Here is a 23,516-nt window from a genome sequence, read left to right on the forward strand (position 1 = left end):
AACATAGCAACAGCAAGAGAATGCCTATGTTTTGGTCCAGTTTAGCCTCCCTTTCTCCCACGCATATTTTGACACTGCTCAGTGCCGGCGTTGTGTTATCTTCCAGTGTCTTTACTCCACTGTATTTTTTGTTTCGGCAGAAGAACCAAACTGCCCGGGCACAACTGGCGATGCAAAACGAGCAACTGCAAAACCAGCTGGCGCAGCGGGATGATGAGCTTAAACAAGCACAGGCCCAACACTGGCAGCTGCATGGCGACTGCCAGCAGCTTCAGGCCCGGCTTGCCGAAAAGCAACGCCAAACCAGTGAGTTGCAGGTTCGCTGGCAAAAAGCTGAAGACATGGCTCAGGATACACAGGCTTATGCACATCGCCTGGAGCTGGAACTGACTGACGTGAAAACCACGCTGACACAGAAGCAGCAATCCTTTGATGCGCAACTGGCCCAGCTGGAGCAATCAAAATCTATTTTGAAGCAGGAGTTTGAGAACCTCGCGACGCAAATCTTTGAGGATAAAAGCGAAAAGTTTGCCCGTCACAGTCAGGACAAAATTTCTCAGCTATTACAGCCCGTTCAGGGCGAACTCAAGGGCTTTCGGGATAAAATGGAAGCCATTCACAGTGAAGAGTTAAAGCAAAGAGCGGCACTGCGTACTGAGTTATTGCATTTGCAGGCGAATAATCAGGCCATCACCGAGCAGGCGCATAAGCTGACAAATGCGTTGCAGGGCCAGAAGAAAACCCAGGGTAACTGGGGTGAGTTGATGCTGGAGAATGTGCTCGATAGTGCAGGCTTGCGTCCCGGCAATGACTACCAGCGCGAGGTGAGCTTCTCTACCGAAGAAGGTAAATATCGTCCTGATGTGATCATTTACCTGCCGCAGGAGCGTCACCTGGTGGTGGATGCAAAAACGTCGTTGAATGCCTACACCCGTTATGTAAACGCGGAGCAGGACAGCGAGGCCAACCAGGCCATTGTGGCACACGTTGAAGCGGTTAAAGCCCGGGTTAAAGAGTTGGGAGATAAATCTTATGAGCGGTTGCCTGGTTTAAATTCCCCCGAAGTGGTGATCATGTTTATTCCAGTCGAATCGGCGTTTGTTGAAGCGATTAAATATGCGCCCGATTTGTATCAGTACGCCCTTGAGAACAAAGTCTTAATTGCGACGCCAACGACCCTGCTAACCAGCCTGAATATCGTTAAACAGTTGTGGCGATTTGAAGAGCAAAGTAAACACAGCAAGGAACTGGCGCTACGCGCTGAAAAGTTTTACAGCAAGCTGAATGCGTTTTTACATAGCCTGGAAGGCGTTGGTAAACAACTGGATAAGGCGCGTGAAGGCTACGACAAAGCAATGGCTCAGCTCTACAGCGGCAAAGGCAATTTGATTAAACAAGCCTCGGAGTTTAAAGAGTTGGGTGTTTCTGTGTCTCGCGAATTACCCAATGAGTTAACTGAAAAAGCCAAACTGGAGCTGGAATAAATAGTGTTATGGAATATATACTAAGGAACTAGTTAATAAAAAAGGGCCATCAGGCCCTTTCTTTATTTGCGTATGATTAGCTATTACACAGGGCGTACTTACCTCTGCGTGGCATGTCTGTATACAGGTAAATATACATGTCGTTATTTTGTACATCCTGCCAAATACGGCTGCTTGCTGCCGGGCACAATGAATTGCGAATATATTCTTTCACTTCACTTTCCGACATTGCCAGTTTAGTTGGGATCTGAATAAACACATTCAGCTCGCCGCTTTTAAAATCAATATTATTGAATTTCCAGCTGCCCATCATGAACTGCTTAGAAAAGTAGCGCGTAATGCGTTTTTGGGCGCTTGAATCAATGGCTGCAATCTGCACTTGTTCAGATGAGCTATCAACAAAATAAGTCCATGCAGCTGAAAGAATGATAAAGCCGCCCAGTAACATAGACCAGATTGGTAATGTGGCTTTTACTGTCGTATTTTGCTTTTTCTGACGATGTCTGGATTCAACAATTTTTACCCATTCATTGTGTTTCATAGTACGCTGTGTCATAGACCATTCCTCCCGTGTATATTGCTTATTAAAACCAATCATTGTGGAAAGAAAATGGAGGAGAACATGCATTACGCCTGATCGGATCAGTTATTGGCCGATTTTTATTGAGGTCGGATCTGTGAAGGCTGAAATAATTTAATCCTATACTTCGAGTGTTAATTATCCAAAACAATTTGAAGTGGGTCAGGCCTTTGTCTATTGCCTGTGGCTATTTTGCTCTTGTCTGTTTAAAAAGAATTGCAAGTTTGACTAAATAAAGAGCAGGCTAAGAAAAGAATGCCTGACAATAGGACAGGCATTCTGAGCTCTAAACCTGTACCGTCGTTTGTGGCGTTTTCGCTTTCGGTGCTGTCGAAGCCGCGTATAATGTCACTCTTACTGAGAGTCCCCCCAGCCTGCTATCCCTGAGCTCAATCTCACCTGACATGGATTCCACCAGACTTTTACATAAGGATAATCCCAGGCCTGATCCTCCGGTTGCCCGGCTGCGTGAGCTTTCTACCCGGTATAAACGTTCAAATAAACGTGGCTTTTCATTGTCCGACACGCCCGGTGAAGAGTCTTCCAGCTGAATGATCAGTCCCTCACAGTTTTGCCGTATCTTAAGGCGTACCTGGCCAGGCTTGTCTGTATACAGGCAAGCGTTTTTTGCAAGGTTGTCTATTACTCTGTCCAGCTTGGGCTTATCGATCAACACACTGGCTTGGGTTGGGATCGAAACATCGGCACTAAAGTGCAGATCATTGCTTTGTACCAGGCGCTTGATGTCATAGCAGTAGCTGTCAGCAAGCGTTCGGGTACAGTAAGGCTGATTGTTGACCACCATAGCCTGGTTATCGGCCTGAGAGAGTTGATAAACGTCCGAGATCAGGTGGTTCAGCTGAGATATTTTTTCATTGATCTTGCTGTAAGCCAGAGTATCGTCGTCCAGCAAATTATATTCCAATGCCTCAATGTGCAGCTTAAGTACACTCAGCGGTGTTCTCAGTTCATGAGAAATATCAGCCAGCATCTGATCTTTTTGTTTGAGGTTCTGCTGGTAGAGATTGGCTTTAAGACGCGCCGTTCGGTTTTTACTGAACAAGATATAACTGATCAAAATACCCAGTAATAGACAGGTCAGGGCAACAAATAACCACATGCGCTGCATCAGTTGTGCATTGCGCAGCTGGCTTTCAGTTAGTTTACGGTGATGCTCTGAGTCATCCAGGCGCTGCTGCTGCATCACCGTGTCTATGGTGCGCTTGTGAGTTAGTGCCTGCTCGGAGTTGGCTTTTTCTATATTCTGGGCAAAAAAGGTATTTGCTTTGCTGAGCGCCTCGTAAGCTTCCTGGTGGTTACCTTGCTGAAAGTCATATTTGGCTTTCAGGTTGAAATAAAGCTGAGATATATATGAATTCTCATGCTCGTCTGCCATAAAGCGTGTCAACCATTCGTAGTGGGGTCGTGCCTGCTCGGGTTTATGCTGATATAGGTAAGCGCGGGCCATAATGATGTGTGCATGAAATCGCTGGAGCTGGTTATCAGTTTGGGTGGCGTAGTGCATCGACAATCTGGCGTGCTCCTCGGCCTTGGCCCCTTTCTCCAGCTTGAGATAGGCTTGACTGATTAACTTATGGGCGCGCGCCAGGCTGACATTGGCTGGTATTTGTTCCAGCAGCTCAATGGCCTCGGTGGTTTTCTCCACTGCCAGTAAGTAGTTTTTGCGCTTAAATGTGACCTGAGCCAGTCTCAGGGCGGTGCCGGCAATATTGCTCAGCTCACCCGACTTCTTGTCTGCAACCAGCGCTTTAGTAAAAAAGAATTCGGCCTGCTCCAGGTCATTGAAGCGCATGGCCATATCGCCCAGGTTATAAAAGTTGTTGGCGACTACCCCATGAAGCTGGCTGCCTTTCAGTGCATCCCTGGCTTTGAGCTGAAACTGCATGGCTATCGCCATTTCATTCTTGTTGTCATACAAGGTGCCGAGATTAGAATAGCTTTGCCCTACAAAGTCATTATTATTCATCGCCTTAGCTGTTTCTAAGGCCTGTCTGTAGTTGCTTTCTGCAGCATCCAGCTTGCCCATACGTCGATAATTGATCCCCAGTTCCTTATAAAGCCGGTACTGGTTGTCGATATCCAGCTGGAAATGTCCGGGTAGCCTGTTTAACGCATCAATGGCCTGTTGATGGTTACCCTGCTTACGATAGATTTGTGCTTCAACAAAGCGTGCTTTTAGTTGCTTTTGCTGGTTGGCGTGGGTATAAAATGGGGTCAGACTACTGAGTGCTTGCTCGTAATTGCCCGACAATTCGAGCTTCTTGATTTCCTGTAATGTTAATGTCGAGTTGGTTGCCTGCGCATTAACAGTGACTATACTGAGTAACGCAAAAGCAGATTGAAGCAGTATTTTTTTCATAATTTCTTACTGGCACATCAGACTTTTTTCAGAGTATGCAATAATTGTGGTGCAATTATGGATCTGTAAAGGGGGTTTACAGCTCGCTGAGTTGGTAAAATGATGGTTTGTAAGGCTACCTAGTTAGTAAAATTCTGTTTTATCCGGCTGCTGACTTAGTAAAATTTTGGTTTATTGACCCCGGAGTTAGTAAAAATGTGGCCTGAGCCGTGCTTATTATTGCAACGAGTCGAACTTTTAAGCCAATAGCAGGTGAGTTTTTTCGAATTTTAAGCCAAAATCTAGTGGTCGTCCTATTTTTTGCCACTCACGCCCCTTGTCTGTCATCAAAAGCGCGTCAGCTGATAAAATCCTGATCTGACACTCGCAGGCGGGTAAAATAGTGATCCAGAGCTAATCTGGCTGAGATTAAAGCGGTTGAGTCTGTTGGCTCTGGTAACAGGCCATCTACTTTGTTGATTGGATTGTGTGTTGCAGGAATTGTGCTGGTAAAAAACTGATCTAAAAAGGGCCCGCGGGCCCTTGTAGATGTAGGAACTTTATGACAATTAAAACTGGTTCATGGTGTTGGCTTCACCACCTGCTTTCAGCGCGTTTTCACCGCTGAAATATTCTTTATGTGTATCACCAATGTTTGAGCCGGCCAGGTCCTGGTGTTTCACGGAAGCCTGCTCACGGCGAATTTCTTGTCTCTGAACATCACGTACGTATGCAAGCATACCCAGGTCACCAAAGTACCCTTCCGCCAGAATATCGGTGCTCAGTGCGGCAGTGTGATAGGTAGGCAAGGTGATCAGGTGGTGGAAAATACCCGCCTGAGCCGCACCGTCACGCTGGAAGGTTCGTACCTTAGCATCGGCTTCAGCTGCCAGCTCTGATTGATCCAGTTCAGGAGACATCAACGCTTTAGGGTCCTGGGTTGGATCAGGATATGCCGATAGATCTTTGCCCTGTGCCTGCCACTGTGCATACACTTGCTCACGGAACTTCAGCGTCCAGTTAAATGACGGTGAGTTGTTATACACCAGCTTGGCATTGGGTACCTGTTCACGAACCCGGTTAACCAGTTCTGCAATTTGCTCTACATTGGGCTTTTCAGTTTCAATCCACAGCAAATCAGCACCTGACTGCAAGCTGGTAACACAATCGAGTACAACGCGGTCTTTTTCAGTGCCTTCTCTGAATTGATATAAACCATTGTCGAGACGCACGGGCTTGCACAGCTCACCATTTTGTTTAATGACCATATCACCTTCGTTCAGATCCGCAGCGCCTGAGATAGCTGTGGTGTCGAGGAACGCGTTGTATTGGCTGGCCAAATCGCCGGGGGTTTTAGAAACCGGGATTTTCTGCGTCAGGCTGGCACCTAGCGAGTCGGTACGGGCGACAATGATCCCCTCTTCTACGCCCAGCTCCAGGAATGCATAACGCACCGCATTGATTTTGGCTAAAAAGTCTTCATGCGGCACGGTCACTTTACCAGCCTGGTGACCACACTGCTTAGCATCCGATACCTGGTTTTCAATCTGAATGGCACAGGCACCCGCTTCAATCATTTGTTTTGCCAGCAGGTAGGTGGCTTCTTCGTTACCAAAACCGGCATCGATGTCGGCGATGATAGGCACTACATGAGTTTCGAAGTTATCTATCTGAGCTGTGATTGCCTGTACGTCACCACCCTGTGCTTTGGCCTCATCCAGCGCCTTATAAAGATGATCAAGCTCTCGTGCATCTGCTTGTTTTAGGAAAGTGTAGATCTCTTCAATCAGCTTAGGCACCGCAGTTTTTTCGTGCATACTTTGATCTGGCAGCGGTCCAAATTCAGAGCGAAGCGCGGCAACCATCCAGCCACTCAGGTACACGTAAGAGCGTTTGGTGGTCTTATTATGGCGCTTAATGGCCATCATCATTTGCTGAGCAGTGAAACCATGCCAGCAACCCAGCGACTGCGTATATTGGCTGCTGTCGGCATCGTACGCAGCCATATCTTCACGCATTACCTTCGCGGTATATTTGGCAATATCCAGACCCGTTTTAAAGCGGTTTTGTAAATGCATTCGGGTTGCAAATTCAGGGTTGATCCCTTGCCATGTATCGCCCTGTGACTGGCACAATGTAGTAAAACGGTCAATTTGAGAGGTATAACTGCTCATAACAAAATTCCTTCGAACGGGTTTAAGCTAACTGGTTTATGTTTGTCTGCCAGGGGCAAGTGTGAGAGTGCTGCCTGGCGCTTAAATAAACACTAGACCGACCAGTGGGATTTTTTAAATTTATAGTTGTTATTGCCAATATATTTATTGTGAATGGGTAAAGGGGTTTGTTTTTAGTGAAATTGGCTTATTTTAAAGTGACCCGTTCAAACCCGATCAAGGATCACTCACATGAGTTCTCATATTTTACAGGCCGGATTGCGCATCGATACCCGCCTGTTTGACTTTGTCGATCAGGAGCTACTGCCTGGCACCGAAATTAACGCAGGCGACTTCTGGTCTGGTTTTTCGACTATTATCCAAACTCTCACACCCAAAAACCGGGCGCTGCTTGCCAAGCGCGATCTATTGCAAAAACAAATTGATGATTATCATTTAGCGAACCCGAGCTGGGATGCTGATAAGTATCGGATATTTCTGACTGAAATTGGTTATCTGGTGCCCGATGTTGCTGCGCAGCCTATCACCACCGAGCTGGTTGAGCCCGAGATTGCTCGAATAGCGGGCCCGCAGCTGGTGGTGCCAGTCAGTAATGCTCGGTTCGCGTTGAATGCGGCAAATGCCCGCTGGGGCTCGCTCTATGATGCGCTTTATGGCACCGATGTATTACCCGAAGAAGACGGCGCTGAGCGCGCGAGTGGCTACAATCCGGTGCGGGGTTTTAAAGTGATGGCCTATGCTCGCCAGCTGCTGGACCGGATATTGCCGCTGGCACATGGTTCTCATATTGAAAGCACTAATTATGCGGTGGTTCAGGGTGAACTGATCATCACGCTTAACGACTCAAGCCAGGTTAAACTGGCGGAGCCCGCGCAGTTTGCCGGATATAACGGACAGCCACAGAGCCCGTCGGCGTTACTGTTTAAACATCATGATCTGCATTTTGAGATCCTGATTGATCCCCAGGATCCGATCGGACAGGCTGATAAGGCCGGGATCAAAGATATTATTCTGGAGTCAGCCCTGACCACCATCATGGATTGTGAAGACTCAGTCGCTGCCGTGGATGCCGAAGATAAAGTACAGGTTTACCGCAACTGGTTAGGTCTGATGCAAGGCACACTCGAAGAGCAGTTCGAAAAAGGTGGTAAAACCGTGATCCGTTCACTGAATGCCGATAAAACCTATCTGACACCTGATGGCCAGATGTTAAATCTGAAAGGCCGCGCTATGATGTTTGTACGCAATGTTGGCCATCTGATGACCACGCCTGCTATTTTGGATGAGCACGGCGAAGAAGTGTTCGAAGGGATAGTCGATGCCGTGATCACCGCAGCCGCTGCGCTACACGATCTGCACGGCGATGGCACAGTTAAAAACTCCACTGCGCAGAGCGTGAATATCGTCAAACCGAAAATGCACGGCCCGGAAGAAGTGGCCTTTACCGGCGAGCTGTTTGGTGCGGTCGAACAGCTGCTAAAATTACCTGAAAACACGCTAAAAATGGGTATTATGGATGAAGAGCGCCGTACATCTGTAAACTTACAGGCTTGTATCAACGCAGCTCACTCCCGCGTGGTGTTCATTAATACCGGGTTTCTGGACAGAACCGGTGACGAGATCCACACGTCTATGCTGGCAGGTCCGGTGTTACCCAAAGGCGAAATCAAAACGCAGCCCTGGATTGCTGCATATGAAGATCGCAACGTAGACATCGGCCTGGCTTCAGGCTTTGCGGGTAAGGCCCAGATAGGTAAAGGCATGTGGCCGATGCCAGACAAAATGGCGCTAATGATGGAGCAAAAGCTGGCACACCCTAAGTCTGGTGCCAATACCGCCTGGGTACCCTCTCCGACAGCGGCCACTTTACATGCCATGCATTATCACGAAGTTGAAGTGGCAACATTGCAGCAGCAAATTGTCCAGCGGCAGATGGCAAGCCTGAACGACCTGCTGACACCGCCGTTACTGGGCGCGCGTCGGTTAAGCGATGATGAGATCCAAACCGAGCTGGACAATAATGCTCAGGGGATTCTGGGCTATGTGGTGCGCTGGATAGATCAGGGGATTGGCTGCTCGAAAGTACCCGATATCAACCATGTTGGCCTGATGGAAGACAGAGCCACTTTACGTATCTCCAGCCAGCACATTGCTAACTGGTTACACCATGGTATTTGTACTAAGGAGCAGGTTAAGCGTACTTTTGTGCGTATGGCAAAAATCGTCGATGAGCAAAATCGCCATGACGCTCAATACCAGCCAATGAGTGGCGAAAACATCGAAGAAAACCTAGCCTTTTCGGCGGCTCTGGCGTTAGTGCTGGAAGGTAAGGCACAGCCAAACGGCTACACTGAACCTCTATTGCATGCGTATCGACGTCAATACAAGGGCCTTGTTCAATAGTTTATCTGGTTCGTCTGGGCAACAGAGTGTAAAGGGGCTTTACGCTCTGTTGCCCCGGAAAATGTCAGCAGATGTAAGTTTACGTCAGATTTATGTAGTATCCCGTTGTATTCTTCATGCGCCCTGCATACCCTTATCTAAAATAATAAATACGGATAATAATGACTATGTTGTCAGGGAAATATACCTTACCGGGTATCAGTGTTGCGCTTATGTCTGGTTGTGTCTTTGTACCGCATACCGAAGTTAGTTTTGATGAGTACTGCGGCGTTTACAAAGAGTCTACCAGTATCAAAATGGCGCCCCGTGCTGCCAGCAACCTTGTCTTTCATGAACTTGAACTTGCTGGTGGCTTAGCACTGGCTCTGTCCAATGGGGTTGTTAAAGCCCGGCAGCAACAAGCGTACAAAGAAGATTGTCTGGCAAATGGCATTGATATTGATGCCGAAGCAAAGTTGAGTGCCGACCGCTATGAATCTCAGGCTAAACAACGACAATCTTGTGATAGTCACGCGTCTGATCTCTGTGAGATTGAACGACGCCGCTGAGCGACCCCTTCATCATTCCTCTTTTGCATACGCTGTTTTTTGAGTAATAGGGTGTAATAGGAATTTCCTTCGTTGTGAACTACCTTTTATGAGCACTGCCACTGTGAATAAACGCACAGGCAAGTAGTCAGACCGTCACGAAGGAGCAAGTTCATGAACGAACCAATTAATAAAGACGTATTATCCGGGTTGAAAGAAATCATTAAGCCCGAACTCAGAATTTCAAAGCAACAAGAGCAGGAGATAAAAGCGCGTAGCAGTGACTATAAGGCCGCCGATGTCTCCTGTGTTAAAGCCATCGCTCAGGCCGCTATCAACGTTGAGCTATTTACCATTCCCCTGTATATGACAGGCCTTTATTCCATTTATGGGATGCACCAGATTGGCGACGATTCTGGGCTATACCCGGGACGTTGGTGGCCTGGTTTGGCTGCGACAGCGGGTAAGGTGCCAAAGGGGCGATTCGATGAATATGACGTTGTGGCTGATCCAACATTGACGCATGAGTTATCGGTCAATGAGCAAGTATTTAATGGTGTATACAGCGTGTTTGTTGAAGAAATGCTGCACCTGCAATTGGCTTCTAATATGGCCAGCAAGCTTGGCTTTACACCGACATTTACCAGTCCGGCACTGATCAATGAGCAATATGGCTGGCAGTGTTACGACAATCAGACCATGATCCCGCATATCCTGGATTTCAGAGATTGCGACAGTGATTTGAATAAGCTGAGCCCCGAAGTCAGAGACTACTTTAAAGCTCATTTCAAGGGGGAGAGTTTACAGGATCTTAGGGTGAATGCGACTGAGCTGAGTAAAGAGCAGGCGCTGCTGTTCTTATTGATTGAAGAAACCGAAGAAGACGCGAAAAAGATCATTGCGCCTCAGTATTTGAAGCCCGGCGCAGATGGTCGTCCTAAGTACTTTGAAAATGCTCCGTTTGACTGGTGGCAACCCAAATACAACGAAACTGATCTCCCCTTGTTTGGTTCTATTGGCCATATGTACCTGTGTTACTGGAACTACCTGCAAATTAAGTATGACGATGGCACCTACTTGCTCGATGAACTACTCTCCCCGGTGCAACGAGATTACTTTAATGTACGACCTGGAGAAGAAGGTTATCAAGCGCAGTTCCCTGAAATCGACGGATCACTGAATCCAACCGAGTTGCCAGATAGTCGCCATGATGAGCTCAAATTAAAGTTGATCAATAACATCAATGCTATTACTGATCAGGGCGAAGGCCAGGGCGTGGTTGAAACAATCTGTCAGCAATGGAGCCATGAGACATGGGCGCAAAAAGCCCTGAGTAGCTTATTTGCACAAAAGGCTGAGGATAAGCATACCGTTAAAGAAAAGTATCAGCCCAATGAAGATGCACTTAAAGCGGATTATCCGGGCGAGCCCATCTCTGGCTCGGCATGTGCGCGGATTATGAATAAGCGCAAAGATCACTTCCTGATCTTTAAACAAACGTTGGAACTGATCGTTAAATTCAGCGATCCCTGTTACAAAGAAGGAGCGAGATACTCCACCTGGAAAGACTGGCATGCCGAAGGCAATCGCTGGAACAGGGATATGCTCAACCCAGGAAAATGCGATGAAGCAAGGAAGCTGCACTCAGATTTGCCGTGCGTTGATGAGATCACTGCGGCACTGAACAACCTGAGCCGCACAGAGAAAAGCCAGAAGGAAACCCATCAGCTGTTCAGTCAGTCGGCAGTCGGCACCATTAAAGGCCTCACAACCGCGCTGGATCGTTATTGGTCGGGGCAAACCAACGAATTCCCCGGGCCTGCAATGGGTGGCTCTGGCGACCGTGTTTCAATTTGCTGGGCAACGACTGGGATGGCACCAGATCTGGTGACTGGTATTGCGCCGCAGGAGGAAGGCGTGTTGTATCATGCCTGTCAGGGGATGAGTTATACCTCAGACAATGTTGGACTACCGCCAGCTCAGGTGTTCCATAGTTGTAAAGGCTCAAATGATTGTAAAGCCCAGGGGGGCTGTGGCTTTGTGCACAGTACCACGCCGGGTGGCAGCTGTGGTGCCAGTGGCGCTAAAGGTATTAAGAGTGCGCCGGCCGATAATAAGTGTAATAACCTGGGTGGATGCGCCGTGCCTATTTCGGCCTCGCAGTTATTCCCATCCTTACCTGCCGACGACAGCGATGGCTATAAAATGCAGCTGTTTAGTTTTTATGGCAAAGAAAACCACTTTAAACCTATCAGCTACATCACCCCTAAGGAGGGCGACTCACAACTGGATTGCGCTTCACCGGATGAAACGACGCCGATGCCCTACAAAGAAGGTGACGCGGTGTACAAAATTGCCTGGCAGGCATATTGTAACGCAAATGGCCTGGTAGATCTGAGTACGGGTGGTATTCCAGACGCTCCAAAGGCAGATGACATTCGTCTGGCACTGCCACCTTCAACATAAGGACGCGCCATGTCAGAATATGAAAATGGGGAGGCGCGGCGCGATGCCGCAGCCTCTTTTTCTCATACAGGGAACCTGGGGTTTGGGGTTGGCTTGCGCAGCCAGCATTATCCTGAGCTGATGAGCATTGACCATGACACGGCGAAAAAACCTGTAGACTGGTTTGAAATCATCAGCGAAAACTACATCGACAACTTTGGCTATGGCCGCCACGTGCTGGAAATACTCAGAGCACACTATCCTATGGTGATGCATGGTGTGTCGATGAACATAGGCAGCTCCGATCCGCTCGATTTTACCTATCTGAACAAGCTCAAAGCACTGAGCGATTTTGTGCAGCCTGCGTGGGTGTCGGATCACCTGTGCTGGACAGGCGTGGCCGGGGTAAACAGCCACGACCTTTTGCCTATGCCGCTGACGGAAGAAAGTCTCGACCATGTTATCCGCCGGGTTAAGCAAGTGCAGGAAGTGCTGGAGCGCCCGGTTGTACTGGAAAACCCGTCTACCTATCTGGAGTATTGTCATTCCAGCCTGAGTGAACCTGCTTTCTTCACTGAGCTGGTGAATGCCACCGGCTGTGGTATTTTGCTCGACGTCAATAATGTCTTTGTCAGTGCCTTTAATCATGGCTTTGATCCTGAGGCGTATATTCGTGCCCTGCCCCACCAGCAGATTGTGCAGATCCATCTGGCGGGCCCAAGTGATTGCGGTGATTGTCTGATTGATACCCACGACCAGCCGGTGCCGCAGCAGGTCTGGGCGCTTTATGCGTTGGCGCAGCAGCTGACCGGGGGCGTGTCGACTTTACTGGAATGGGACGCCAATATTCCGCCATTTGACACTCTGGTGGCAGAGCTGAATAAGGCAAAGCAGGTACTCAATGGCGAGATGCCCGCACAGGCCGTGCACCAGAGCGATATGGCGAAATTTTCAACGCCCGTGGTACGGGAAATGCATCAAAACACAGACCTAGCACACAGCTTAAAACCGGTAGCGAAATGACGTACTCAACCCCACAACTCAGCCAGTTGCAGCACTGGTTGTCTCACGTTTTAATTTCTCGTGGCGACTTGCCAGAAAAGTTGCTTACAGCAGGTCAGCGTGATGGCCTGACACTTGAACAGTGCGTTAAACCGACCCCACAGTTGCCAGCCGAGCGTCGGGTGGATATTTATGCTGCCGGTTACGTTATGCGACTGGTGGAGTGCCTGAAAGGAGAGTTTGCCCTGCTCTGCGCCTTTATGGGCGATGACGTTTTTGAGGTGTTTGCCAAGGCGTATATTGTGACTTTGCCGTCGCGGTCATTCACTTTGCATACGCTGGGTAAGTCGTTTGTCAGTTTTCTGGCTAATACCCGGCCGCAGGGGGAGTTCGATGACAAGCAGCGCGCTATGTTCGATGTGCCCGTGGAGCTGGCCCGATTCGAGCGTGCCAAAGCTGAGGTCCTACTGGCCGAAGGACTGGAACACTCGCCCCCAGCCGAGTTGGTACTGAACGAATTTGAACTGCTGGGCGGCGGCGCATCGCTCAACCTGATGGTACCACCGTGCCTGCGTTTACTGGTTAGTGATTATGATCTGCTGCCCATGGTTGAACAGTTAGAAAATGCCCTGCCGCATACCCTGCCTGGCAGAGAAACCCGTTATATTGCCCTGACCCGACAAAACTATCGGCTGATCACCCAGCCGCTGACCCACTGGCAGGCGGATTTGCTCAGCCACTGTGGTCAGGCTATGTCGTTTGAACAGGCGCTGATACACAGCGCCCGCCGTCAGGGTATGGAACCCACAGTACTCAGAGCCCGACTGGCCATGTGGCTACCAGCCGCCGTCGCCTGCGGTCTGCTGGTGGTCGAGCGCGCTAAACGTCCGGCCGCAAACACTGAAGATGCTTCGCACTACTTATAAGCACAGCGCGAGGGGCGAATATCCAGCTTTGCAGTAAACTTGCTGGCTAGCTGGTGGCGCCAGTACGGTGCCATCATTTCTTTGTTCGGCGCTTTTGGCCCGAGCGTCACGTACTCAATCGGGGCCAGGTGGTTGTCTCTGTGCAGCTCCAGATATAAACGCGGGGCTGTACCCGTGGCAAAGTCCGGATCTGAGCTTTGGATCTCTTTTGCGCCATATTCCAGGTGCGTGACGATCACCCTGTGTTCCTGCTCATCCTTATAATTGGCGTCTTTTAGCAGGTAGGGCAACGGACCGAGTAGCCAGGCAAGGTCTTGCAGCTTCTCGGATGTTGGATTTTTGCCGACAAACGCAGTGATTACTTCTTTCAGGTTAGCAAACAGTGACCCTATTTTTTCTTCATCCTCTTCTTCAAATTCAAACTGACCTTTTACGTAGAGCACCCGGTAGAATGCCGCGCTTTCTTGTGGTGATTGACCGGTATTGGCAAACGCTTTTTTCGCTTCTGATTGCTCGGAAAAAGACCCCTTTTCTGCTAATAAACGATAATCAAAAAAGTCTCGTGTATTAAAGGTAATGGCGCAGCCGCAGGCATCGTCATTTAAATGGTTTTTACTGTAGAAGCGCCACATATTTAGGCTGTCGCTCTTCGGTAAAAAGCAGCCGATAAATACGGGGTTACCTTCGATAGGCTCAAATCCCAGTGCATGCCAGAGTAACTTGCCTTCATTGGGGTCATTAACAGCATTAATGTGCCCCAACCTGAAGGGGCTTTTTTCGAGCAAAATTGCCTGGCCAACTTCGTATGAGGTGTAATGGGTCATCGGTGTTTCATCGCCGATTTTTAGTATGTCTAAAATCTGCTCTCTTAACTCACCAATAGATTCTGACAGTTCAAAACGCTCCGCTCTATCGTGGAGTTCATAGGCTTCAAAGCTAACCAGTGGATCTTTAAATATTTTTTCGCATAGAGCTTTGGTCTCACTATAACTTTGGTCCACTCCCTTCCCATCAAAGTAACAGTAAGCCAGATTGAGCAGAGCCCGGGTATCTTTTTGTGCTGCGGCTAGTTCATAATACTCCACTGCTTTTGCAATGTTTTTCCTTACACCTTTACCAAGCTCATACATTGCCCCCAAGTTGGATTGACCACGCGCATCTTTTTGTTTTGCAGCTAGTCTGTAGTATTTAACTGCTTGTTGATCACTTTGTTCTACCCCTTGACCATATTGGTACATTACACCCAAGTTGCATTGACCCCGTGCGTCCCCTTGTTCCGCGGCCTGCTGATAGTATTTAACGGCTTGTTCATCACTTTGTTCTAAGCCTCTGCCGTGCTCAAATATAAAACCCAAGTTGCATTGGGCATTTGCATTGCCTCGTTCAGCAGCTTGGTTATACCAATCGATAGCCTTTTCGTCACTCTGTTCTAGCCCCTGACCATCCTGATACATGAAACCCAGGCTAAATTGAGCTTCGGCATGGTCTTGCTTTGCAGCTTGCTTAAACCAGTAAGCGGCTTGCTCATAATTTTGTTCTGTATCATCGCCGAAATAGTAAGCATCGCCCAGCTCATATTGCGCCTCTGCATCGCCACTTTGGGCTTTTTCTGTCAGAGCTTGGATCTCTGGCGTTAGTTCGGGGTTGTGTTCTGACATCAATATTCCTTTTAAACTGCTTAACCCCGTAAGAATCTGGTATGGGGTTTTATATCCTTATTAAACGGTATTTTATGATGCCTGACAATGGGATGGGTTTTATCCATTGGGGTTGGCGACCTGCATGAAGAAGACATTCCTCTGGATGGTTTTGGAACTGGCGTAGTAAAAAGTGATCCAGAAAAGCCCTGAAAAGCGGTCCACCGACTCGTCAGCGGGCGGACCTGCGGGTTACCCAGGTGGGTTATTTAATTGGGGTCTGAAAGCCTTTGGGCTTAATGGCCAGCACGGAGCACTGGGTTTGTTCCAGGATAGATTCGGCGGTATTTCCGATGATCAAACCCGGAATGCCGACACGGCCGACGGTGCCCATCACGATTAAGTCAATCTGGTGTTTTTGTGCCAGCAGAGGGATCTCTTTACTGGCCTTGCCTTTAACCTGATGCAGTTTGGGCTGCAGGTACTGAACGGCAGACTTGTCGAACAGTGTGTCCATTTTTGTCACCAGCCGGGCCAGCTTAGTGGCACAGTCTCTGCGCCCTTGCTCTACGTAGTCATCAACCTGTTCGTCCGACTGACGTGCAAAGGTGCCGTAGCGCAGCCAGTCTTCGGCGTAGGCATCCCAGGCGCTGCCCACATGCAGCTCAGAGTGTGCGAATGAATTTAAGGTCAAGCTTAAGGCCTACCAGGAATAGCAATACCGCAATGCCCAGTTCGGCCAGCAGTTCAATGTGCGCATGAGACTGAACGATGTTTAAAGCCGAAGGCCCGACACCTCCCCCCACGGCAATAAAACTCACAATCATGGGCTGGCGAAGTAGCACACCAATAAAACCCAGTGCGGCGGCCAACACCACCAGCGCAGTGAGCTCATAAAAAGCCGACAGATGAATAAAACTTAGGTCGAGCATTGCACCTCCTTCTTCACGTACAATGGCTTACAGCTTTACCTTAGTGGTCGCCAGCATCACAACCCCCTATGCAAAAATCAATCTAAGTTCTGCGGATCTTCGCCGACCATGTTCTACATCAAAATAGCAGCGACAAGATACCGTAGCATGCGTTTTATAGTATGAATTTGCCGTATTTATAGGCAGTTATACTCGAAGTGTTGTGTAATTAGCAGACACGAATAAGCCGCCCTTGCGGGCGGCGGGTGGGAATTCAACAATGTAATACAAGGAAAAAGGGAGTGTGTTTTATTTGCTCTCTAGCAGTTTACCGGTGCCAATCTCAATTTTTCTTGGCTTTAACGCTTCCGGCACTTTGCGTTCCAGGTCAATCAATAACAAGCCGTTCTCAAGCTCTGCGCCAATCACTTTGACGTGGTCGCCCAGCTGGAATTTGCGCTCAAAGTTGCGCTCGGCAATGCCCTGGTGAATAAATTTACGGTCGGTTTTGTCTTCTTTGTTCTGCTTCTCGCCTTTAACGGTCAGCGTGTTGTTTTCCGACTCAAGCGTCAGCTCCTGCTCCGTAAAGCCGGCCACCGCCATGGTAATCTGGTACTTGTCTTCAGCTAAGGCTTCGATATTGTATGGCGGGTAGCTGGGCTGTTTTTCGCTGCTACGCTGCGCCGCATCCATCATAGATGCAAGGTGGTCAAAGCCGATGAATGAACGGTAAAGGGGTGATAAATCTACTGTACGCATAATCATATCCTCATAAAGCGATAATTAAGCCATTTACTCTTTGCAATAAACCAGTAAATAGCGGGTTTTCAACTCTAATACTACTTAAATAAAGACTTTTAAAACAAAGCCTTAATTTGGTTTGGGACCCTGTCGGCGTCCTCACAAATCTATCTATGGCCGGGGCCAATGCTTTTCAAGGAAATTTATTGAAAAAAGTTTTAGGTTATTTGTATCTATATGATTTTATTTGGTTTGTGTTTTGTACTGGGTAAGCAATCCCTGAGTTGCGCCCATTTGTGTTAGAGGTACACACACCACCGTCACCCCGGCCAGCGAGTCGGGGTCTGCTTAAAGGCAACGCGAATGCTTAGGGCTGGTGCAGGCGTAAAAGCTGCGACGATACTTAATCGTCGGTCTAGGGTAGGTTATGAGTAAAGTACGTCCCTGTAGTGAAAGTCCGGCTCAACATCCATGTCTCGCGTCCACTGACAAAAGGCGATACTTAATCGCTCAAGTTATGAGTAAAGTACGTCCCTGTAGTGCAGGTCCGGCTCGACATCCATGTCTCGCGCCAAGCCACGCTGCGGTGATTATTAATCACCGGTCGTGTTGAGTGCGGAGTAAAGTACGTCCCTGTAGTGAAAGTCCGGCTCAACATCCATGTCTCGCGTCCACTGACAAAAGGCGATACTTAATCGCCTTTTGTAGTGGACCCCCAAACATTTGTGCGGGATTTTAGGCCTGCGCCTGTGCTGGCGTCCGGGGTGATGAACAGCTGGCTTGGGCGGGCTGTTGGATCTTGCCAGTTGTGGTAGAGCGGGATCAGACGCTCTTTGATCATATTTTCCAGCGAATGATTCACAAACAGGTTGTTACCCGGGAAAGCCGGGAATTCGACTTCGTTTTCATCGTGGCGCAGCGCTGAGGACGAAATGGGATCATAGTCGGTGCGGAAGTTGATCACATTACGCAGCCGCATGGTGTTGGCAAAATAGCGGGCATAGGCGTCGATGATCTTAGTACCGGGTGAGGCAAAAACCCGGGTCTGGATACCGGTGCGCACGCCGGAGTCGACCGCCGTATAGCCGCCCAGGCTGTGGCCAGTTAAAACTACATTGTGGCTGGTTGACGCTTCGGGTACCTGATAACCGGGTGCAACAGATGCCTGATTGACTGGATACTGCTCCAAAATGCGCTGGCAAAATTCAAAGGCGGTGAGCTGCCAGGCGATGTCGGTTTCGGCCAGGTTGGCAAAAAACAGCTTAAAGTCTTCGTACAGGTCGCCGGTGTTAAACGGGTTGGTGCCCTTATAGGCAATGATCACTTCTTCTTCCAGGCCTTCAGAGGCAATGGCGGGCACTTTAACGGCAAAGGCATAGACGCCGTCTACATTCAGTAATGTATCTATGATCTCGAGTTTACCGTTGGTGAGCATTAACTTCTGGTATAATGGGTCATCGTTGTAAGCAAAGGTGCCACCGGGTTCCAGACTGTACGCATAGGCTGAGGCAAACGCATAGCGCAGCACCTTGTTGTAGGCTATCACATCCAGGCTGGTGCTGATCTCTTTGGCCTGCGCTGGGGTGAGTATGGGATATTCCCATCCGACACTGCGGTCGGAGGCAAAAAAGCTGATATTATTGCTGTACTGCGGGCCAAATTGCTGCGCCAGCGTTACCCGGCTCAGTTCTTCAAGAGTGGCCAGTGCCTGGGCGTCGCTGACCTCAACGCCGTTAATTTTTTCTACCACAAAATAGTTGCCATAAATGGCGGTGAGCGCGTTATCGTGCCAGTGTCCCTGTAACTTGGCATAGTCATCGCCTGCCAGCATCCAGTGTTTTTTTATCAGTTGAGAGCGTGGTACAAAGCCCGTATGTATGCCATAGCTTTGCACAAAGGTGGTGTCTTGTTTGGTGGTTTGTGGGGTTGAGTCCAGCATAATTATCCTCCCGGATTGTGGTTTCCGAGAGCAAGTATGGAACACAATACACGGTTCGCCAGTTACACGGACTTACAGCGCTGGGTAATAAATTTAACCCTTGCCTGAGCCGCACTGCTGAAATAGGATGAAAAAGTAAGCATTAACCAGGGAGAATGGATATGGCCGAGCGCAGCGTGTCAGTGCAGGGCAGTGCCAATCAGAGCATTATTATTACCGGCGACCATAATCACGTGGGAGGCGCGGTGGAATTTCGCATTCCGCTGGTGCGCCATCATGCCCCTGCCCGGCGGCGTCGAGGTCCGCAAACCCCACCGAATGTGCTGGATATTCTCAGCGCGCACAATAAAGCATTGAGTTTGCAGGGCCGCGAGCGCGAGCTTTCGATGCTCCATGAATGGTTAAATAACAATACGGATATTTCCGTCTTTGCCATCACCGCCTCCGCAGGCAGTGGCAAAACCCGCCTGGCCATTGAGCTGTGCGAGCAGGCAGAGCAGCAAACAGGCTGGGCGGCTGGCTTTGTACGTAGCGATGACTTAGCAGAGCTGGCACATGCCTTTAAATTTGCCCAGGCTAACTGGTCCCACTCTTTATTGCTGGTGGTTGATTACGCCGGAGCCAATGCGCAGGCACTGGCGCAATGGCTGGATGCCCTGTCTCAGCTTGACGACCTGGCCGATGGTATCCGGGTGCGTATCTTACTGCTGGAGCGCGAAGCCAGTAAAGAGGCTGGCTGGTGGCATACGTTAACAGGCTCAGCATTAGGCAGTGACCAGGCACGGCTTGACTTGTTTACTCAGTTTGAGCCCTATGCGCTGGCTGGGATGAGTGATATCTCAGTACGGCGAGCAGTATTGTGTGCTGCACTGAATGCTGCGCAAGCGCTGGTGCCGAACCCTCAAGCCAGTGCAATTCCCGAGGCTGGTGAACAACCCGACTTTGATACTGCGCTGGCCGACCCGCAGTTTGGTAATCCACTGGCGCTGGTTATGGCCGGTATTCTGTGCCGGGACATGTCGCCGCGCGCGGCCTTGTCATTACATTATCTGGCCGCAGCCGAAAAACTGGCGCAGCGAGAAATCGACCGCTTTTACAAGTGTTTTGGCGAAGGGGGCGATGCCACTAAGCTGGCCCATTGCCTGTGCTTTCATTTACTGTGTGGCGGGCTCCGAGTTGCCGATATGCGCCAGACGCTCAGTGCTGAGCTGGTAGCCATGGGCTGGCACAGTCCAGGCCTGGATAAAGAGTTACTGGCATTGCAGCAGGCGTTTGCGCCAGCAGAAGACGCAGGCGAAACAGTCAGACTGTCGACCACTCAGCCCGACCTCATAGCCGAGGCCATGTGCATACAGCTGCTGCAAAGTGACAGGGAACGAAGCTTAAAAGCGCCCGACATCCTGGCTCGTACCCTTGAATACGGTCAGGAACTGGCCGCCGCTACGCTGGTTCGCCTGTTACAGGACTTTGCCTGCCCGGTCAGCCAGCCAACCGCTCAGCAGGCTCAATTGTTAAAGTGGGCAGAGCAGCTGGTTGAGAACAACCAACACAATCGGGAGCTGATAGAATTACTCAATGATGCTATGCCACACAGCTCCATCGCGCTGGCCGAACTAGCCTGCAAATTGGCCACCATGTTATATCGGCAAAGCCAGATTCAGGCTGAGCAGCAGATCAGTGAAGCTGATTTAGCGCGTTTGGCAATGTTACTGAATAATTTGGCCAACCGGCAAAGCGAGTTAGGCCAGCGCGAAGCTGCCCTTACCACCGCCACGGAAGCCGTAGAATTACTGAGAGAGTTAGCTAAGGCCAGCCCAGACGCCTTCTTGTCTGGCTTAGCCATGTCACTTAATAATCTCGCGGGCTGTAAAAGCGTACAGGGCAAGCATGAAGTAGCTCTAACCAATGCACTGGAAGCAACCGAGTACTACAGATCATTGGCTGAGACCCGCCCTGATGCTTTTTTACCTGATCTAGCAATGTCACTGAATAATCTTGCGGGTTTTCAAAGCAAGCTGGGACGGCGCGAAGCCGCCCTAGCTAACGCACAGGAATCTGTTGAGCACTACAGAGCATTGGCTCAGATCCACCCTGATACCGTTTTACCTGACCTAGCGATGTCACTGAACAATCTAGCGACCTTTCAAAGCGAGCAATGCCTTCACGAAGCAGCCCATATTGCTGCGCAGGAAGCTGTTAAACACTACAGAAATTTGGTTCAGGTCCGCCCCGATGCCTTTTTACCCGATCTGGCTAGTTCACTAAATAATCTTGCTAACCGACAAAGTGCATTGGGCGAGCGTGAAGGCGCCTTGAGCACAGCACTTGAAGCCGTTGAACTACGGAGAAAACTGGTTCTGGCACGTCCTGATGCCTTTTTACCTGACCTGGCCATGTCGCTGAGTAATCTTGCTAACTTCCAAAGTGTATTGGGACTGCGTGAAGCAGCCTTGGCTACTGCGCTGGAAGCAGTTGAGCTGCGAAGAGAGCTGGCTCGTGACTGCCCCGATGCCTTTATACCTAACCTAGCGACTTCATTGAATAACTTTGCTGCATGTCAAAACGAGCTAGGTCAGTGCGAAGCAGCTTTGGCTAGTTCTTTAGAGGCAGTACAGCTATTCTCTCTCTGTTTTGTAAAGAGGCCTGATGTCTACGAAGCGTGGATGAAAGAGATGTTGGGCAATTATCTGCGTTATTGCCTGGTGACGGGCCAGGAGCCGGATAGTGAGCTGGTAGATCCAATAATCGAAAAACTTAATGAATTAGAACAGGAGTAACTCCCATGTCAGACAGGACAATACAGGTGGGTGGCAACGCCAATGGTGCGGTGTTAAACACAGGTGATCATAACCAGATTGTTGCCGCCCCTAAAATCACCATGCCCGAGCCTCAGGCGGTGGATATTCAGCAGGCGCTGCGTGAGCTCACGACAGCGCTGGGTGAGCTTAGTACACAGCAGCCGCGCAAACTGAGTAATGCGCTGGAGGAGGCACAAGAAGAAATTGAACAGGCGCAGCCCGATAAGGCTGAGGTGGCGGAGTCGCTGGCCCGTGCGGCAAAAATAGCCAAAGAGGCTGAAAGCTTTGCCAGCCATAGTGAAAAGCTGGTCGAGCGTTTTACTCCTGTGCTGGGCTGGTTAGGCCCACATGCGACCCGGGTAGCCGAGGCATTGGGCATGGCTATTTAATTGGCTTGTTGCGGCACACAAAAAAGCCGCCCTTTCGGGCGGCGGGTGGGAATTCAACAATGTAATACAAGGAAAAGGAAGTGAGTAATTACTACTCTTTAGGTGTTAACCTTCAATTAGCTTTCCGGTGCCAATTTCAATTTTTCTTGGCTTTAACGCTTCCGGTACTTCGCGCTCCAGGTCAATCAATAACAGGCCGTTCTCAAGCTCTGCGCCAATCACTTTGACGTGGTCGCCCAGCTGGAATTTACGCTCAAAGTTGCGCTCGGCAATGCCCTGGTGAATAAATTTACGGTCGGTTTTGTCTTCTTTATTTTGCTTCTCGCCTTTAACGGTCAGCGTGTTGTTTTCCGACTCCAGCGACAACTCCTGCTCCGTAAAGCCGGCCACCGCCATGGTAATTTGGTACTTGTCTTCAGCTAACGCTTCGATGTTGTATGGCGGGTAGCTGGGCTGTTTTTCGCTGCTACGCTGCGCCGCATCCATCATAGATGCAAGGTGGTCAAAGCCGATGAATGAACGGTAAAGGGGTGATAAATCTACTGTACGCATAATCATATCCTCATAAAGCGATAATTAAGCCATTTACTCTTTGCAATAAACCAGTAAACAGCGGGTTTTTAACTCTAATACTACTTAAATAAAGACTTTTAAAACAAAGTCTTAGTTTGTTTTTGGACCCTGTCGGCGTCCTCACAAATCTATCTATGGCCGGGGCCAACGCTTTTCAAGGAAGTTTTTTGAAAAAGTTTGATAATTATTTTATGTTATTGATTCTAAGTGGTTTTTATTGTTGGATCTTTGCTCAGGCCAGCCACCGTTTTGCTGTCGGTGGTTCCCGGCTCAAGGCCGGGATGACGAAGGTGAAGCCGGGATGACGAAGGTGAAGCCGGGATGACGAAGGTGAAGCCGGGATGACGAAGGTGAAGCCGGGATGACGAAGGTGAAGCCGGGATGACGAAGGTGAAGCAGGGATGACGAAGGTGAAGCAGGGATGACGAAGGCGAAGCAGGATGACGAAGGCGAAGCAGGATGACGAAGGCGAAGCAGGATGACGAAGGCGAAGCTGGGATGACGGATATGTGGGTAAAGTTGAGTGAAAATATGAATGTGCCAAAGGTTTAATAAAGCCTTACTTAAGACACAACCGCCATTTATCGCGCATGGGGATTAAGCGAGTAACGCACAAACTAGCAAACAC

18 protein-coding genes are annotated in these 23,516 nt (G+C 49.4%); 9 read left to right on the forward strand and 9 right to left on the reverse strand.

Features of this window, described 5'->3' with window-relative positions:
- The first annotated feature begins 26 nt into the window (after positions 1-26).
- A complete protein-coding gene (gene rmuC, locus MHN33_RS11010; RefSeq protein ID WP_239397975.1) occupies positions 27-1,484 on the forward strand; it encodes a DNA recombination protein RmuC in 1,458 nt (485 codons plus the stop codon).
- Between the two features lie 76 nt (positions 1,485-1,560).
- Here rmuC and MHN33_RS11015 read toward each other — a convergent pair whose 3' ends face one another.
- From MHN33_RS11015 to MHN33_RS11025, 3 genes are all read right to left on the reverse strand, one after another.
- Entirely contained in the window at positions 1,561-2,040 is a 480-nt protein-coding gene (locus tag MHN33_RS11015) for a hypothetical protein (RefSeq protein ID WP_239397976.1), read from the reverse strand.
- A gap of 310 nt (positions 2,041-2,350) precedes the next feature.
- A complete protein-coding gene (locus tag MHN33_RS11020) occupies positions 2,351-4,444 on the reverse strand; it encodes an ATP-binding protein (protein WP_239397977.1) in 2,094 nt (697 codons plus the stop codon).
- A gap of 548 nt (positions 4,445-4,992) precedes the next feature.
- On the reverse strand, positions 4,993-6,597 hold the full coding sequence (locus MHN33_RS11025; RefSeq protein WP_239397978.1) for an isocitrate lyase: 1,605 nt from the start codon (positions 6,595-6,597) through the stop codon (positions 4,993-4,995).
- A 231-nt stretch (positions 6,598-6,828) separates the two neighbouring features.
- Between MHN33_RS11025 and MHN33_RS11030 the strand changes: the two genes are divergently transcribed.
- The 5 genes from MHN33_RS11030 (at position 6,829) to MHN33_RS11050 (ending at position 13,900) form a co-directional block, all read left to right on the forward strand.
- A complete protein-coding gene (locus MHN33_RS11030) occupies positions 6,829-9,000 on the forward strand; it encodes a malate synthase G (RefSeq protein WP_239397979.1) in 2,172 nt (723 codons plus the stop codon).
- Between the two features lie 161 nt (positions 9,001-9,161).
- Positions 9,162-9,548, forward strand: a complete 387-nt coding sequence (locus MHN33_RS11035; protein ID WP_239397980.1) for a hypothetical protein — start codon at positions 9,162-9,164, stop codon at positions 9,546-9,548.
- A 153-nt stretch (positions 9,549-9,701) separates the two neighbouring features.
- Positions 9,702-11,993, forward strand: coding sequence for a ferritin-like protein (locus MHN33_RS11040; RefSeq protein WP_239397981.1), 2,292 nt, complete (start codon positions 9,702-9,704; stop codon positions 11,991-11,993).
- Between the two features lie 9 nt (positions 11,994-12,002).
- A complete protein-coding gene (locus MHN33_RS11045) occupies positions 12,003-12,995 on the forward strand; it encodes a DUF692 domain-containing protein (RefSeq protein ID WP_239397982.1) in 993 nt (330 codons plus the stop codon).
- A complete protein-coding gene (locus tag MHN33_RS11050) occupies positions 12,992-13,900 on the forward strand; it encodes a DNA-binding domain-containing protein (protein ID WP_239397983.1) in 909 nt (302 codons plus the stop codon). The genes MHN33_RS11045 and MHN33_RS11050 overlap by 4 nt, the downstream gene beginning before the upstream one ends.
- Here the strand turns inward: MHN33_RS11050 and MHN33_RS11055 are convergent.
- From MHN33_RS11055 to MHN33_RS11075, 5 genes are all read right to left on the reverse strand, one after another.
- The gene (locus tag MHN33_RS11055) at positions 13,891-15,558 is read right to left on the reverse strand and encodes a tetratricopeptide repeat protein (RefSeq protein ID WP_239397984.1); all 1,668 of its coding nucleotides are present in this window, start codon (positions 15,556-15,558) and stop codon (positions 13,891-13,893) included. The genes MHN33_RS11050 and MHN33_RS11055 overlap by 10 nt on opposite strands.
- 244 nt (positions 15,559-15,802) lie before the next feature.
- Complete coding sequence (locus tag MHN33_RS11060) at positions 15,803-16,231, reverse strand: universal stress protein (RefSeq protein ID WP_239397985.1); 429 nt, start codon at positions 16,229-16,231, stop codon at positions 15,803-15,805.
- Complete coding sequence (locus MHN33_RS11065) at positions 16,203-16,469, reverse strand: cation:proton antiporter (RefSeq protein ID WP_239397986.1); 267 nt, start codon at positions 16,467-16,469, stop codon at positions 16,203-16,205. Before MHN33_RS11065 ends, MHN33_RS11060 begins: the two co-directional genes overlap by 29 nt.
- Before the next feature lie 288 nt (positions 16,470-16,757).
- On the reverse strand, positions 16,758-17,207 hold the full coding sequence (locus MHN33_RS11070) for an Hsp20 family protein (RefSeq protein ID WP_239397987.1): 450 nt from the start codon (positions 17,205-17,207) through the stop codon (positions 16,758-16,760).
- 673 nt (positions 17,208-17,880) lie between these two features.
- Positions 17,881-19,128 (reverse strand): hypothetical protein, encoded by a 1,248-nt coding sequence (locus tag MHN33_RS11075; RefSeq protein ID WP_239397988.1) that lies wholly within the window; start codon positions 19,126-19,128, stop codon positions 17,881-17,883.
- 161 nt (positions 19,129-19,289) lie between these two features.
- Between MHN33_RS11075 and MHN33_RS11080 the strand changes: the two genes are divergently transcribed.
- Both MHN33_RS11080 and MHN33_RS11085 read left to right on the forward strand, forming a co-directional pair.
- Complete coding sequence (locus MHN33_RS11080) at positions 19,290-21,905, forward strand: tetratricopeptide repeat protein (protein WP_239397989.1); 2,616 nt, start codon at positions 19,290-19,292, stop codon at positions 21,903-21,905.
- A 5-nt stretch (positions 21,906-21,910) separates the two neighbouring features.
- On the forward strand, positions 21,911-22,315 hold the full coding sequence (locus MHN33_RS11085) for a hypothetical protein (RefSeq protein WP_239397990.1): 405 nt from the start codon (positions 21,911-21,913) through the stop codon (positions 22,313-22,315).
- Between the two features lie 105 nt (positions 22,316-22,420).
- On the opposite strand, the gene MHN33_RS11090 is transcribed toward MHN33_RS11085, so the two are convergent.
- Positions 22,421-22,867 (reverse strand): Hsp20 family protein, encoded by a 447-nt coding sequence (locus MHN33_RS11090; RefSeq protein WP_138543240.1) that lies wholly within the window; start codon positions 22,865-22,867, stop codon positions 22,421-22,423.
- 188 nt (positions 22,868-23,055) lie between these two features.
- Between MHN33_RS11090 and MHN33_RS11095 the strand changes: the two genes are divergently transcribed.
- Positions 23,056-23,193 (forward strand): hypothetical protein, encoded by a 138-nt coding sequence (locus MHN33_RS11095; protein WP_239397991.1) that lies wholly within the window; start codon positions 23,056-23,058, stop codon positions 23,191-23,193.
- Positions 23,194-23,516: the final 323 nt, after the last annotated feature.

Origin of the sequence: Pseudoalteromonas sp. OOF1S-7, from assembly GCF_022347765.1 — a bacterium.
Taxonomy (GTDB): domain Bacteria; phylum Pseudomonadota; class Gammaproteobacteria; order Enterobacterales; family Alteromonadaceae; genus Pseudoalteromonas.